Genomic DNA, 13,374 nt, shown 5'->3' with positions numbered 1-13,374 from the left:
CGCGCCGCATTGCGCGATACAGGCCTGATGGCGCCGCAATCGAGGAAACTTGCCCCATCAGGCAAGCCGCGTGAACCGCTTCGACGCAAAACAGAAGCGGACAAATGATGTGCTACCAAACCGGACAACTTGATTAGCTATCGACAGCCCGGCGCACCAGCTGTGTCCCAGGCAAGCCGCCCTTTGGCTTGAAATCACGCGCTTTGCGGTATCGGCGCTGCCGCTTTCTTCCAGTCGCCGGTGGTGTTCCACCAGCGATTCGGATTGGCGCGGTCGTCCAGGCCCTTGGAGCGGCTGGCGAGGATCGGCTGGATGCGGATCACCGGCTCCTGATAGGAATGCGCCTGGAAAATCGCCTCGACGACGCGGGCGGCGAGCATCTGGTCATCGGGCAGTTCGAACGACACCTCGACCGTGCCGGGGCGGCGGCGCAATTCGGTTTCGGCGCCGGCGGCAGCACCTTCAAGTGGCCTGTAGCGTTCGATGCCGTGGGCTGTTTGATAGGCGTTACGATCGTATTTGCCCATGGCGAGCGGGGCGATCGCGACCACGGCGTCCATGATGCGGTCGACATCGGCTGCCGGGGCCTGGAAGCTGACAAGCAGCAGGAGCGTCATGCGTAACGATGTGGTTTCAAAGCCGCTGTCGATCATCGCAGTATCCTCAAACTCGGGTGTTTTGGGACACCCTTTTAGCTGAGGCCTCCTGACACGGTGCTGTCAGCAGCCATGTCTTTGCGTTGTGGGAAAGGGCTTGCCGCAGCGGGCTACAACAGGAGCTTGCGGATCAGCCTGACGCTGACCAGGGCGATGTAAGCACCGAAGAACAGGCCGAGCGACCAGCCAAATCCGGATGGGCCGAACGCATCCATGCCGATGCCGATGGCTTGCGGGCCGAGCACCATGCCGACACCGTAGCAGAGCACGAAGGCGGCGTTGGCCGAGGCCAGTTCATGGCCGGAAAGCTGGGAGCCGAGATGGGCAAGGCCGATCGTGTACATGGCGGCCACCACACCGCCCCAGACGAACAGAAGCGCCGCCATCAGGTGCCAATTCTGAGCGAAGAACGGCATGAAGACGGTGCCGGCAAGCCCGACCGCGGCGCAAGCCAAAAGCAGATAGCGGCGGTCGCTGACGCGGTCGCTGATCATGCCGATCGGAATCTGCAGCAACACGTTGCCGAGACCGATCATGGTGAGGAGAAGGGCTGCATCCGCTTCGGAATAGCCGATGCGGTTGCCATAGACCGGGAACAGCGCAAAGCCGCCGGTCTCGACGGCGCCGAACACGAGCACGGCGGCAGTCGCCGTGGGTACCAGCCAGATGTAGCGCAGGAAGTGGCTGGTCTCGCCGTCGACCACAATGGTGGGGCTTTCGTTGCGCGCGGCCAGCACCGGTATCGCGGCCAGTGCCACTAGGACGATGATGACCCCGAACGGCCTGAAGCCGGTGCTGCCGATATGAGCGAAGATCCACGGCCCAGCGGCAAAGCCGAGCGACAGCACGGTGGCGTAGATGCCGAGCACCAGGCCACGCCGACGGGGCGGCGCCGATGTGCTGATCCAGAATTCCGACAGGATGAACAGCACCGTGAGCGCGATGTGCAGGACGATGCGCAGCGGGAACCACATCCAGAAGTCCGGGGCGAAATGGAAACCGACAAAGGCGAGAGCGCCGGCGACGATCATGCCAACCATCGTCCAGGCGACGCCGAAGCGCATCGCCAGCGGCGTGGCGAGCGGGGCGCCGGCGATCGAGGCGAGACCGGCGACCGCCGTGTTGAGGCCGATCATCGAAGCCGAATGGCCGCGCGTCTCCAGAATGACGCTGAGCAGCGGCATGCCGAGGCCGATGGCGATGCCGACGACGCTGATGGACGAGATCGCAGCCACCATCGGTAGCCAGTGTACGCGTTCGTCGCCCTCTTGCTGGGTATCGACCGTCATGGGATGCCTAATTACTCGATGCTAGTAAATTTCGGGGGCTAAAGAATTTCGCGAACGAAGCGGTTGCGGACAAGCCGGTAGAACGGCGCGGAGCCACCGGGGCGCAGCAGCGGATCGTCGGCAAGCCGCTTTTCCAGCTCCTGCAGGATCGTCCGGGTGATGTCGGGGATATCGGCCTCTCTCGCCTTGGCAAGCGGCAACCAGACCAGTTCTTCCAGCTCATTGGTCGGACCGCCACCCGGCAGCTCGAGGGCGACGTCGCTGCGCCAGGCGCTGAAGAACCTTGTGTCGAAACGACGCACGCGATTGGGCGGGGTGATGGCGCGGGCGACGAAGCGAAGCGGCGCCAACGAAGGCTGGACGCCGTGGTCGACAAAGCCCTGCCAGTCGCGTTTGTCCGTTGCGAAAGCGGCCTTGCGGCCGATGAGCAGGCCGGCTTCCTCATAGGTCTCGCGGATGGCCGAGAGCGCGATGGCGCGGGCCCGCGACCGGCTGATGCGGCCTACGCTGGCGGTGAGCTTGGCTTCTTCCTCGGGATGAAGCGCTGTGGCAACGGCAATGCGGCTGTCGGCCGGATCGGTGCGGCCGCCGGGAAAGACGAATTTGCCGGGCATGAAAGCGTGGCCGGCATGGCGCCGGCCCATCAGCACCAGCACATCGTCGCCCTGGCGTTCCAGCAGGATCAGGGTCGCGGCGTCGCGGGGACGCATCGGCTGGCCGCTATGGGCGATTGTGCCCCGCTCCATCCTGTCGACTTCCGCCTTGGTCATACCTTCCATGCGCAGGACCTAGCGGAAACTTTTGGCAAACGAAAGTAGCCTTTCACGGTCGGCATGTTGCGCCAGGCGACATTGCCCGATGCTTGTCAGGTTCCGGGACGTGGCTCTGTCGCGTCCTTTTCGCCGCCGAAGCCGTGCATATAGAGCGCCCATTGCAGTCCGATGACGGCGCCCTTGATCGGTTGCAGCAGAGCGACCGACAGCGCGATGGTCAGCGGTACCCAGATGGCGATGTGCTGCCACATGGAGAGCGTCGAGGTCGCCTCGACAGCCATAAAGGCGCCGAGAACGATGTGGCCGACAATGACGATGACGAGATAGGCGGGCAGGTCGTCGGCGCGGTGATGGTAAAGCTCCTCGCCGCAGACATTGCATTTGTCGACGCTCTTGGTGAAGCCGGCAAACAGTTTGCCTTCGCCGCAATGCGGGCAGCGGCCAAGCGCGCCACGCTTCATCGCCGCCCATAGCGGGCGGGCGACCCGGCCCGAATGATGTTCACCGCCGAAAACCTGTTCCTGGATCCCCAGCTCGCTTGCCATCCCTAATTCTTTCGGCATTTACCGCCTCCTGCCGCGCGACCCCGGGCGCGATTGCGACGCGCGGGCGCGGCCTTTTGCCTTGTGAAACGACCTCTTGGAGCCGGGCAGGGGCTTCGGGTCGGTCAGCATTTCGAACCGCATCGCGCCAGCCATCGGCGCCACCTCGATCAGGCGAACCTCGACGCGGTCGGCAAGCTGATAACCCTTGCCGGTGCGTTCTCCGAACAGCGATCGCGCGGTTTCGTCGTATATATAGTAATCGCCGTTCAGACTTGACACCGGGATGAAACCATCCGCGCCAAACTGCGGCAATTGGACAAATAGTCCTGCCTTCGTGACGCCGGAGATGCGCGCGTCGAAGCAGTCATCGATGCGCTCGGCGAGATAGGCAGCGATCAGCCGGTCGACCGTGTCGCGCTCCGCCGCCATGGCGCGACGCTCGGTACCGGAGATCAGCACCGCCACGTCTTCCAGCCGCGCCTCCTCATCCTGCGTCAAGCCGCCCGGGCCAAGCCCGAGTGCGGCAATCAGTCCACGATGCACGATCAGATCGGCATAGCGGCGGATCGGCGAGGTGAAGTGCGCGTAGCGCCTCAGGTTGAGGCCGAAATGGCCGATGTTCTTGGGCGAGTATTCGGCCTGGCTCTGCGAGCGCAGCACCACTTCGTTGACCAGCCCTTCATTGTCGGCGCCACGCACGCGCTCGAGGATGCCGTTGAACTGGGCGGGCCGCATCTGTGCGCCGCGCGCCAGCGACAGGCCGAGCGTCTGCAGGAACTCGCGCAGCGATTCCTGCTTGGCCAGTGATGGCGCGTCATGCACGCGGTAGGCCAGCGCCTGCTTCTTCGCCTCCAGCGTCTCAGCCGCGGCGACATTGGCCTGGATCATGAACTCTTCGATCAGCTTGTGGGCGTCGAGCCGTTCCGGGACGATGACGCGGTCGACGGTGCCGTCCGGCTTGAGCAGTATCTTGCGCTCCGGCAACTCGAGCTCCAGCGGCTGGCGGCCGTCACGGCCGCGCTTGAGGATGGCGTAGGCGTCCCACAGCGGCTTCAGCACCGTATCGAGGATCGGGCCGGTCTTGTCGTCGGTCACGCCGTCTATCGCCGCCTGCGCCTGCGGGTAGGCGAGCTTGGCCGCCGACTTCATCATGACGCGGTGGAAGGTATGGCGCAGCTTGCGGCCATCGGCCGAGAAGGTCATGCGCACGGCCAGCGCCGGACGGTCCTGGCCTTCGCGCAGCGAACAGAGGTCGTTGGAGATGCGCTCGGGCAGCATCGGCACGACGCGGTCGGGGAAATAGACCGAATTGCCGCGCTTCAGCGCCTCGCGGTCGAGTGCGGTGCCATAGCGGACATAGGCCGCCACATCGGCGATCGCCACGGTGGCAATCACGCCGCCCGGGTTCTTCTCGTCGAGGTCCGGCGTGGCGAACACCGCATCGTCATGGTCCTTGGCGTCGGCTGGGTCTATGGTGACCAGCGGCAGGTCGCGCCAGTCCTCGCGGTGAGCAAGCGTCGCCGGCTTGACCGCTTCGGATTCGGCGATGACGTCGGCCGGGAAAATATGCGGAATGTCATGGGCATGGATGGCGATCATCGAGACCGCCTTTTCACTGGTCAGCGAGCCCAGCACCGCCAGCACTTTTGCGCGCGGCAGGCCGTAGCGGGACGCGCGCGCTGGTTCGACCTCGACCAGGTCGCCGTTCCTGGCGCCGTTCTGGAATTCCTTGTCGACGATCAGCTCGGGTTGGCGCCGTTCCACCGGCTCGATGCGGAAAGTGCCGTCCTTAAGGATGCGGAAGACGCCGAGCACGGCATCGGTCCGCTTCTCGAAAATCTTCATCACGCGGCCGGTATAGGCGGGGCCGGTCGGCTCATCGGTCGGGAAGGTTTTGGCCAGCACGCGGTCACCAATGCCTGGCGCCGGGCCGTTGCCGCCGCGCGAGACGCGGATCGAGACGACGGGCGGTTCGCCCGGGCCCACGGCCTCGGCTGGATGCGCCAGCAAGATGCCGTCGCCGTCGCGGCCAAAAATGTCGAGTATGGCGACATGCGGCAGGGCGCCGACACGGGCCAGCCGCTTGCGCTCCTTGGTCAGCACGCCTTCGTCCTGCAGGTCGCGCAGAATGTCCTTCAGCCAGATGCGGTCGTCGCCGCGCAGCGCGAACGCCTTGGCGATGTCGCGCTTTCCCGCGCGGTCGGGATTTTCGGCAATGTAGCGCAGGATTTCGTCACGCGAGGGCCGGTAGTCATCCTTGACCTTAGCCCTGGTGTCGGCGGTGCGCGGATCGCCGTGGCTTCTACCGGTGATCCTGCGCGCCACGCTGCTATCCCTTTTTCTTCGGCGCCGGCTTCTTGGTCGCCGACTTCTTGGCTGTGATTTTCTTGGCTGCAGGCGCCTTGGCCGCTGCCGCCTTGCGGAATGGCTTCTTGCCGCCGCCGCCCTTGGCTTCCTTCTCGGCGATCAGCGCCAATGCATCCTCGACGGTCACCGACTGCGGATCCTTGCCCTTGGGCAACGTCGCATTGACCTTGCCGTAATTAACATAAGGCCCGTATTTGCCGTCGCGCACGACGATCTTGCCGCCGCCATCGGGATGGTCGCCCAGTTCCTTGAGTGCCGCGGCAGTGCCGCCATTGCGGCCGCCTTTGCCTTTCAACTGCTTCTCGGCAATCACCGATACGGCGCGGTTGAGGCCGATCGAGAACACGTCCTCGATGCTGTCGACATTGGCATAGGTGCCGTCATGCAGCACGAACGGACCGTAGCGGCCGAGCCCGGCCGAGATCATCTTGCCCGACTCCGGATGCTTGCCGACATCGCGCGGCAAAGAGAGCAAAGCGAGCGCCTTCTCATGGTCGATTGTATCCGGCGTCCAGCCCTTGGGCAGGCTGGAGCGCTTGGCTTCCTTGCCGTCGCCGCGCTGGATATAGGGGCCGAAGCGGCCTGAGCGCAGCGTGATTTCCTCTGATGTGTAGGGGTCCTTGCCCAGCACCTTGGTGCCGTCCTCGCCGCCGCCATTCTCGCCATTCGGGTTGGCGGCGTCGCCGAGCTGGCGGGTGAACGAGCATTCCGGATAGTTCGAGCAGCCGACGAAGGCGCCGAACTTGCCGAGCTTCAGCGACAGATTGCCGGTGCCGCATTTCGGGCAGATGCGCGGATTGGAACCGTCTTCGCGGGCGGGGAACACCAGCGGCGCCAGTTCCTCGTTCAGCGCGTCGAGCACGTCGGTGACGCGCAGTTCCTTGATGTCAGCGACCGCGCCGGAAAAATCCTTCCAGAAGTCGCGCAGCACGTCCTTCCAGGCGAGCTTGCCGTCGGAAATCTCGTCGAGCTTTTCCTCCAGCGAGGCCGTGAAGTCATATTCGACATAGCGCTCGAAGAAGCTTTCAAGGAACGCCGACAGCAGGCGGCCCTTGGCCTGCGGCACCAGCCGGCGCTTGTCGATGGTGACGTAGTCGCGGTCTTCCAGCGTCTTCAGGATCGCGGTGTAGGTCGACGGCCTGCCTATGCCGAGCTCTTCCAGCTTCTTGATCAGCGACGCCTCGGAATAGCGCGGCGGCGGCTCGGTGGTGTGCTGGGTGGCGTTGATGGCCTGGCGCGCAAGCTGCTCGCCGGCGCGAATCTCGGGCAGGCGGCGGTTTTCCTCGTCCTCCGCGTCATCGTCCTTCTGGTCGGTGTAGGCGGCAATGAAGCCGTCGAAGCGGACGACCGAACCGACGGCGCGAAGCTCCGCCGTACGCGCGCCGTTGACCGCCTCGATTTCGACCGTGGTGCGCTCGATCTCGGCCGACTGCATCTGGCTGGCGATGGCGCGCTTCCAGATCAGCTCGTAAAGCCGCAGCTGATCGGAATCGAGATACTGCCTGACCGAAGCCGGGGTGCGCATGAAATCGGTCGGGCGGATCGCCTCGTGCGCTTCCTGGGCGTTCTTGGCCTTGGTCGTGTACTGACGCGGCTTTTCCGGCAGATATTTGGGGCCGAATTCCTTGGCGATGGCGTCACGTGCGGCATCGATCGCCTCGGGCGCCATCTGCACGCCGTCGGTTCGCATATAGGTGATCAGGCCGGTGGTCTCGCCGCCGATCTCCATGCCTTCATAAAGCCGCTGTGCCACCTGCATGGCGCGCGTGGCCGAAAAGCCGAGGCCAGAGGATGCCGCCTGCTGCAGCGTCGAGGTGGTGAAGGGCGGGCCGGGATTGCGCCGGGTCGGCTTGGCTTCCACCGACAGCGCCTTGAAGGTTGCGCCCTCGAGCATGCCCTTGATGTCGTCGGCCTGCGCCTTGTTGGCGATATCGAGCTTCTGCAGCTTCTTGCGCTCGAAAGCGGTCAGCCGCGCCTCGAAATTCTCGTTGCGCGGCGTGCCCAGCAGAGCGGCGATCTGCCAGTATTCCTCGCGAATGAAGCGCTCGATTTCGGATTCGCGGTCGCAGACCAGACGCAGCGCCACCGACTGGACACGGCCGGCCGAGCGAGCGCCCGGCAATTTGCGCCACAGCACCGGCGACAGTGTGAAGCCGACGAGATAGTCGAGCGCACGGCGGGCGAGATAGGCATCGACCAGCGGCCCATCGATCTGGCGCGGATTGGCCATCGCTTCCAGCACCGACGATTTGGTGATGGCGTTGAAGACGACGCGGCTGACCGGCTTGTCCTTCAGCGCGCGCTTCTGCTTCAACACTTCCAGCACATGCCAGGAAATGGCTTCGCCCTCGCGATCCGGATCGGTGGCGAGGATCAGGCCATCGGCATCCTTGACCGCCTTGGCGATGTCGGCGAGGCGCTTGCCCGACGCGGTATCGACCGCCCAGGACATGGCGAAATCTTCGTCCGGACGCACCGAGCCATCCTTGGCCGGCAGATCGCGGACGTGGCCGAACGAGGCCAGAACCTTATAGTTCTTGCCGAGGTATTTGTTGATTGTCTTTGCCTTGGCCGGCGATTCGACGACGACGACGTCCATGAGTTCTCATATCAGCTGTGGTGCGGCAGAAGGATTCCGCTGCGCGCGACGAAATCTCGTTCTATTTGTCGCTCACATGGCCGCGCTTTTGCATCCGGTCAAGGGGAGGCGGCCAAATTGCCGGCACGTCGGACGCAATACACTCTAAGAGTGTATGGAGAAAATCACAGAATTCGGGGACGTCCGGTTTGGGCGTCAAGTCTTGAACAAACGACTCAGAAGCTGCGGCCGGTCCGTCCTTCGAGCTGCCGAAAAACGAAACTGGCCACCGGGTCGCTTGGAGCCGGCAGCCAGTTGGGCCCCGCCGATCGGCGGGGATAGAGGTTCGAAGATCAGTCGGCCTTGACGATGTGCCAGACTTCGCCGACGCCGTCGCCGGTCGTGTCGCCGGCCTTCTTGTCCTTGATGAAGGTGTAGACCGGCTTGCCGTCATAGGCCCACATCTTGGTGCCGTCGGTGCGGTCGACGATGGTCCATTCGTCGTCCGCCTTGGCGCCGGCCTCGGCCTTCAGCGGCGGCCAGTTGGTGGCGCATTTATCGTAGCAATTGCTCTTGCCCTTCTCGTCCTTGTCGTAGGTATAGAGCGTCATGCCGTTGGCATCGGTGTAGATCTTGGTGCCGTTGACTTCGGCTTCCTTCCAGGCTTCGGCGGCGAAGGATGCAGCGGTGCTGAGCAAAAGCGCGGCCAGGCCAACAGTGATCGTTTTCATGGAAATCTCCCTGGGTATCCGAAGAAGCGCGCAGAAATCGCGGCTTCGCTCTGTGAACGCTTGGCGAGGAGCGTTTCTTCCCTGGCTTGGTCATCTGACGATGGGCCGGTAACAATTCCTCCGGCCGAGCCGTACCTGTAGCCAAATGCCACACGATGGTGATTGGCGAACATAGTTTTGCATCGCTATATCGGCGCCAGCGAATCTGGAGTTTCGGGATGGCATTGGACATCGGCTATGTCAGCGCGGTCGGAGCAGGGGCGATTTCGTTCCTGTCGCCTTGCGTGCTGCCGCTGGTGCCGCCCTACCTCTGCTACATGGCCGGCGTGTCGGTCGACGACTTTCGCGGGGACAATGTCGGTGTTACGGCCAAGGCCGGCGCACGCGGCGCGCTCATCTATTCCTCGATCGCCTTCGTTCTCGGCTTCTCCACGGTCTTCGTGGCACTCGGCGCCGGCGCCTCGACCATCGGCCATTGGCTGCGCGTCTGGCAGGAGCCGCTGGCGATGGCCGCCGGCGTGCTCATCATCCTGATGGGGCTGAACTTCCTCGGCATATTGCGCATTCCGCTCCTGTCGCGCGAGGCGCGCTTCCAGTCGCAGGGCAAGCCGGCCAGCATGGTCGCCGCCTATGTCATGGGGCTGGCCTTCGCCTTCGGCTGGACGCCCTGCATCGGCCCGGTGCTGGGGCCGATCCTGACCTTGGCCGGCGGCCGCGAGACGGTGGGCGAGGGCGCCTTGCTACTTGCCGCCTATTCGCTCGGCCTCGGCATCCCGTTCCTGATCGCGGCGCTGTTTTCCGGCGCCTTCATGCGTTTCCTCGGCAAATTCCGCGTCCATCTCGGCCGTGTCGAAAAGGCGATCGGCGCGCTGCTGGTCGTCGCCGGCGTGTTCTTTCTCACCGGCGGGGTGCAGACCGTATCCTACTGGCTGTTGGAGAATTTCCCGGTGCTGGGACGGCTGGGATAGGTGCTCAGGGAGTTGGCACACGGCAACACGCGACCAACTCTACGAACGGTGAACAAGCACAGGGATGTTGCTGTGCGTCAGCACCTTGAGCGTTACGCTTCCAAGCAGCACTGCCGATATCCCACTTCGCCTATGTGATGACATGACGATGAGATCGCAGCCCCTGGCTTCAGCCGTTTCGATGATAGCTGCGAAGCAATGCTCATGCTTGATGTGGACAGTCTCGAAGGACACCTGACTGGCTGCCGCGACGGCTGCGGCGGAAGCGAGGTACTCCTCCGCCTTTCCATGCAAGAACTTATGAATGAATTCGGCCGCCCCAGGGATCTCGACGACTGGCGTGGGGTCGGATGCGACCGAATGCAGCGGGGCTTCCACCGTAAGAATAGTTACTTGTGCGTTCAGGGCCGCGGCGAGGCCGACGCCGTGCGCAACGGCATTCTCGGATCTTTCCGAGCCATCGGTGGGGATCAGGATATGATGATACATCTTGTGCCACACGGATCGAATGCAATGTCCCCAAAGTCGGGCAACAGCCAATTATGCCACATCATTCGTGCGGATCGTAGCTTGCTCACCCCCTAAGTAACTGGCAGTTCCTAGTCGTCGGGTTGCCATGTGGTTGCACCATTTTTTGGTTCATTCCCGAATTTCCACCAAGCCTTTGGAAAAATTGGTGGGTGCGCACAGGATTGAACTGTGGACCCGCTGATTAAGAGTCAGCTGCTCTATGGTCTCACCGGAATTTAACCGCATTGGTGCAGCATGGCGCGAGATGCTACCACTCTGCGATTCCTGATCCCTTTCATACGGTTGTCCTTCCATGAGCCAGAGATCCTGCCTGTCCGTCATCCTCGCCGCCGGCGAAGGCACGCGCATGAAGAGCGCGCTGCCGAAGGTGTTGCACCAGATCGCCGGGCTTCCGATGGTCGCGCATGTGGTGAAGGCGGCGGAAGCCGCCGGTGCTGCAAACCAGGCGTTGGTGATCGGCCATGGCGCCGATGAGATGCGCAAGGCGGCGGCGAAATTCGCGCCCCACGCCGAGACCTTCATGCAGGAGAAGCGCTTGGGCACCGCGCATGCCGTGCTGGCCGCGCGCGATGCGATATCAAAGGGTTATGACGATATTCTCGTGATGTTCGGCGACACGCCGCTGATCGAGGCCGAGGCGCTCGCGAACGCGCGGCAAAAGCTGGCCGAAGGAGCCGCTGTAGTGGTGATAGGGTTCCGTCCGCCCAACCCGACCGGCTATGGCCGGCTGATCGAAACAGGCGGCAAGCTCAACGCCATCCGCGAGGAGAAGGATTGCAGCGCCGAGGAGAAAAAGATCGGCTTTTGCAATGCCGGCATGATGGCGGTGGCCGGCAAGCATGCGCTCGATCTGCTCGACCGGGTCGGAAACAAGAACGCCAAGGACGAGTATTATCTGACCGACATCGTCGAGATCGCCGGCGCGAAAGGCCTCGACGTCGTTGCCACCGAAGCCAGCTTCGAGAGCGCGCTCGGCATCAACAATCGGGCCGAGCTGGCGCAGGCAGAAGGCATCTGGCAACAGCGTCGGCGGCACGAGGTTATGCTTTCCGGCGTTACGCTGATTGCGCCCGAAAGCGTGTATTTCTCGCATGACACGGAAATCGGCGCCGACAGCATCGTCGAACCCAATGTCTGGTTCGGCCCGGGCGTGAAGATCGCTGGCGGCGCGAAAATCCACGCCTTCAGTCACATCGAGGGCGCAACCATTGCTTCCAAATGTGACGTCGGGCCGTTCGCGCGGCTCAGGCCCGGTGCCGATCTTCGGCAAAAGGCCAAGGTCGGCAATTTCTGCGAGGTGAAGCAGGCGGTTATCGAGGAAGGCGCCAAGGTCAACCATCTGACCTATATCGGCGACGCACGAGTGGGTGCGGGCGCCAATATCGGCGCCGGCACCATCACCTGCAACTATGATGGCTACTCGAAATTCTTCACCGATATCGGCGAGGGCGCCTTCATCGGCTCAAACTCGTCGCTGGTGGCGCCGGTGACCATCGGCAAAGGCGGCTACATCGCCTCGGGAAGCGTGATCACCGAAAGCGTGCCCGACGATGCGCTGGCTTTTGGCCGCGCCCGCCAGAAGATGATCCCCGGCAAGGGCAAGGAATTGCGCGAGCGCTTTGCTTCGGCTGCGGCGAAAAAGAAAGCGGCTGCCGACCACTAGCGGTCAGTCGGTAGCAACCTTGCCGAAGCTGGCCGTCACCTCGATCCGGCCGACGATCGCCTTGTTGAAATCGGCGAGGTCTTCGGCCGGAATCCAGTATTCGAGATGTGCCCTGCTGCCGGCATGTTCCACCCGGTAGCGGTCGAGAAAGCTTTTCAGCACGTCGAAGCGGGTGACGAAGCCGGAGCCGCTGGCCGGCACGTTCCAGTCGCGGGCAATCTGCGTCGCATAGGCCTCGGTCAAGACGGGATAGAAGATCGGCTGATCGGGCAGGCGCGGGGGGAATTCCCGCATCCCTGACGCCTTGATCAATTCCAGTTCCTTCGGTCCGACAGGACGCCAGAGTGTGACGGTGGCTTGGCTCATCATGGCCGGACCTTAGCCAGATATTGCGAAAACGAGAACCAGACGCCTGAAAAATCGAGCGATTGCAGTAACCGGATTGCAAGAGCGGTGTGTCATGGTGCATCAGGTTGAGAAACGTCCCTGATGACATGGGACGAAACGCAAAGTGACTTTCGCGGCGGGCCGGCAATCCCTAGATAGCGCTGGTTTTCCATCGGGACTCGGGGGGCAGGCGCATGTGCGGTATCGTCGGAATTGTCGGCCAGCACCAGGTTGCGCCGCTCATCGTCGATGCTTTGAAACGGCTGGAGTATCGCGGCTATGACTCGGCCGGCGTCGCCACCGTCGAGAAAGGCGCGCTCGGGCGCCGGCGCGCCGAAGGCAAGCTCATCAACCTCGAACGGCGGCTGAAGGACGAGCCGCTCGACGGCACAATCGGCATCGGTCACACGCGCTGGGCGACGCACGGCGTGCCCAACGAGACCAATGCGCACCCGCATTTTTCCGACGGCGTCGCCATCGTCCACAACGGCATCATCGAGAATTTCGCCGAACTGCGTGACGAACTGATGCACGATGGCTACGTCTTCTCGTCGCAGACCGACACCGAGGTCGTGGCGCATCTGGTGGCGCGGGAACTGGCCAAAGGGCTGAAGCCGGTCGAGGCCGCGCACCGGGCGCTGAAGCGGCTGGAAGGCGCCTTTGCGCTAGCCATCATGTTCACGGGCGACGAGGACCTGATCGTTGGCGCCCGCAACGGCCCGCCTCTGGCCGTCGGCCATGGCGATGGCGAGATGTTTTTGGGCTCCGACGCCATCGCGCTCGCGCCGTTCACCAATTCGATCACCTATCTCGAAGACGGCGACTGGGCGGTGGTGCGCCGCGAGGGCGTCACCATCTTCGACATCGACGGCAAAAAGGTCGATCG

At 63.4% G+C, this 13,374-nt stretch carries 12 protein-coding genes; 3 read left to right on the top strand and 9 right to left on the bottom strand.

Annotated features, from left to right (window positions below):
• Nucleotides 1-194 precede the first annotated feature (194 nt).
• The 7 genes from AC04SG_RS32175 to AC04SG_RS32145 form a co-directional block, all read right to left on the bottom strand.
• Entirely contained in the window at nt 195-653 is a 459-nt protein-coding gene (locus tag AC04SG_RS32175) for a YqfO family protein (RefSeq protein ID WP_142864983.1), read from the bottom strand.
• A gap of 113 nt (nt 654-766) precedes the next feature.
• Nucleotides 767-1,945, bottom strand: a complete 1,179-nt coding sequence (locus AC04SG_RS32170) for an MFS transporter (protein ID WP_488554303.1) — start codon at nt 1,943-1,945, stop codon at nt 767-769.
• 38 nt (nt 1,946-1,983) lie between these two features.
• Nucleotides 1,984-2,724, bottom strand: coding sequence for an NUDIX hydrolase (locus tag AC04SG_RS32165; RefSeq protein ID WP_488554302.1), 741 nt, complete (start codon nt 2,722-2,724; stop codon nt 1,984-1,986).
• 86 nt (nt 2,725-2,810) lie between these two features.
• Nucleotides 2,811-3,263: a DUF983 domain-containing protein gene (locus tag AC04SG_RS32160; RefSeq protein ID WP_488554304.1), complete on the bottom strand. Its 453-nt coding sequence runs from the start codon at nt 3,261-3,263 to the stop codon at nt 2,811-2,813.
• An 18-nt stretch (nt 3,264-3,281) separates the two neighbouring features.
• Entirely contained in the window at nt 3,282-5,588 is a 2,307-nt protein-coding gene (rnr, locus tag AC04SG_RS32155; protein ID WP_488554301.1) for a ribonuclease R, read from the bottom strand.
• A gap of 4 nt (nt 5,589-5,592) precedes the next feature.
• Nucleotides 5,593-8,229 carry a type I DNA topoisomerase gene (gene topA, locus AC04SG_RS32150; RefSeq protein WP_488554300.1) on the bottom strand — a complete coding sequence of 879 codons (2,637 nt, stop codon included), beginning with the start codon at nt 8,227-8,229 and terminating at the stop codon, nt 5,593-5,595.
• Nucleotides 8,230-8,561: 332 nt separating this feature from the next.
• Nucleotides 8,562-8,939, bottom strand: coding sequence for a COG4315 family predicted lipoprotein (locus tag AC04SG_RS32145; RefSeq protein ID WP_203279417.1), 378 nt, complete (start codon nt 8,937-8,939; stop codon nt 8,562-8,564).
• A gap of 218 nt (nt 8,940-9,157) precedes the next feature.
• On the opposite strand from AC04SG_RS32145, the gene AC04SG_RS32140 reads away from it, so the two are divergent.
• Complete coding sequence (locus AC04SG_RS32140) at nt 9,158-9,907, top strand: cytochrome c biogenesis CcdA family protein (protein ID WP_488554299.1); 750 nt, start codon at nt 9,158-9,160, stop codon at nt 9,905-9,907.
• Between the two features lie 39 nt (nt 9,908-9,946).
• On the opposite strand, the gene AC04SG_RS32135 is transcribed toward AC04SG_RS32140, so the two are convergent.
• Nucleotides 9,947-10,396: a universal stress protein gene (locus AC04SG_RS32135; RefSeq protein ID WP_352557565.1), complete on the bottom strand. Its 450-nt coding sequence runs from the start codon at nt 10,394-10,396 to the stop codon at nt 9,947-9,949.
• A gap of 334 nt (nt 10,397-10,730) precedes the next feature.
• Here AC04SG_RS32135 and glmU point away from each other — a divergent pair, with 334 nt between their 5' ends.
• Nucleotides 10,731-12,101, top strand: a complete 1,371-nt coding sequence (gene glmU, locus AC04SG_RS32130) for a bifunctional UDP-N-acetylglucosamine diphosphorylase/glucosamine-1-phosphate N-acetyltransferase GlmU (protein WP_488554298.1) — start codon at nt 10,731-10,733, stop codon at nt 12,099-12,101.
• Nucleotides 12,102-12,104: 3 nt separating this feature from the next.
• Here glmU and AC04SG_RS32125 read toward each other — a convergent pair whose 3' ends face one another.
• Nucleotides 12,105-12,467 (bottom strand): ADP-ribosylation/crystallin J1, encoded by a 363-nt coding sequence (locus tag AC04SG_RS32125; protein WP_488554297.1) that lies wholly within the window; start codon nt 12,465-12,467, stop codon nt 12,105-12,107.
• Between the two features lie 215 nt (nt 12,468-12,682).
• Between AC04SG_RS32125 and AC04SG_RS32120 the strand changes: the two genes are divergently transcribed.
• On the top strand, nt 12,683-13,374 hold a 692-nt coding region (locus AC04SG_RS32120), incomplete at its 3' end, for a glutamine--fructose-6-phosphate aminotransferase (RefSeq protein ID WP_488554296.1).

Source organism: Mesorhizobium sp. CNPSo 4684 (assembly GCF_057784315.1).
The sequence above is the reverse complement of the archived record's forward strand: the minus strand, read 5'-3'. Positions and strand labels throughout refer to the sequence as shown.

Excerpts from the sequence above, each read along its gene's own strand:
- AC04SG_RS32175 (WP_142864983.1), bottom strand. The coding sequence starts at position 653 with ATGATCGACAGCGGCTTTGAAACCACATCGTTACGCATGACGCTCCTG.
- AC04SG_RS32170 (WP_488554303.1), bottom strand. The coding sequence starts at position 1,945 with ATGACGGTCGATACCCAGCAAGAGGGCGACGAACGCGTACACTGGCTA.
- AC04SG_RS32165 (WP_488554302.1), bottom strand. The coding sequence starts at position 2,724 with ATGGAAGGTATGACCAAGGCGGAAGTCGACAGGATGGAGCGGGGCACA.
- AC04SG_RS32160 (WP_488554304.1), bottom strand. The coding sequence starts at position 3,263 with ATGGCAAGCGAGCTGGGGATCCAGGAACAGGTTTTCGGCGGTGAACAT.
- topA (WP_488554300.1), bottom strand. The coding sequence starts at position 8,229 with ATGGACGTCGTCGTCGTCGAATCGCCGGCCAAGGCAAAGACAATCAAC.
- AC04SG_RS32145 (WP_203279417.1), bottom strand. The coding sequence starts at position 8,939 with ATGAAAACGATCACTGTTGGCCTGGCCGCGCTTTTGCTCAGCACCGCT.
- AC04SG_RS32140 (WP_488554299.1), top strand. The coding sequence starts at position 9,158 with ATGGCATTGGACATCGGCTATGTCAGCGCGGTCGGAGCAGGGGCGATT.
- AC04SG_RS32135 (WP_352557565.1), bottom strand. The coding sequence starts at position 10,396 with ATGTATCATCATATCCTGATCCCCACCGATGGCTCGGAAAGATCCGAG.
- glmU (WP_488554298.1), top strand. The coding sequence starts at position 10,731 with ATGAGCCAGAGATCCTGCCTGTCCGTCATCCTCGCCGCCGGCGAAGGC.
- AC04SG_RS32125 (WP_488554297.1), bottom strand. The coding sequence starts at position 12,467 with ATGAGCCAAGCCACCGTCACACTCTGGCGTCCTGTCGGACCGAAGGAA.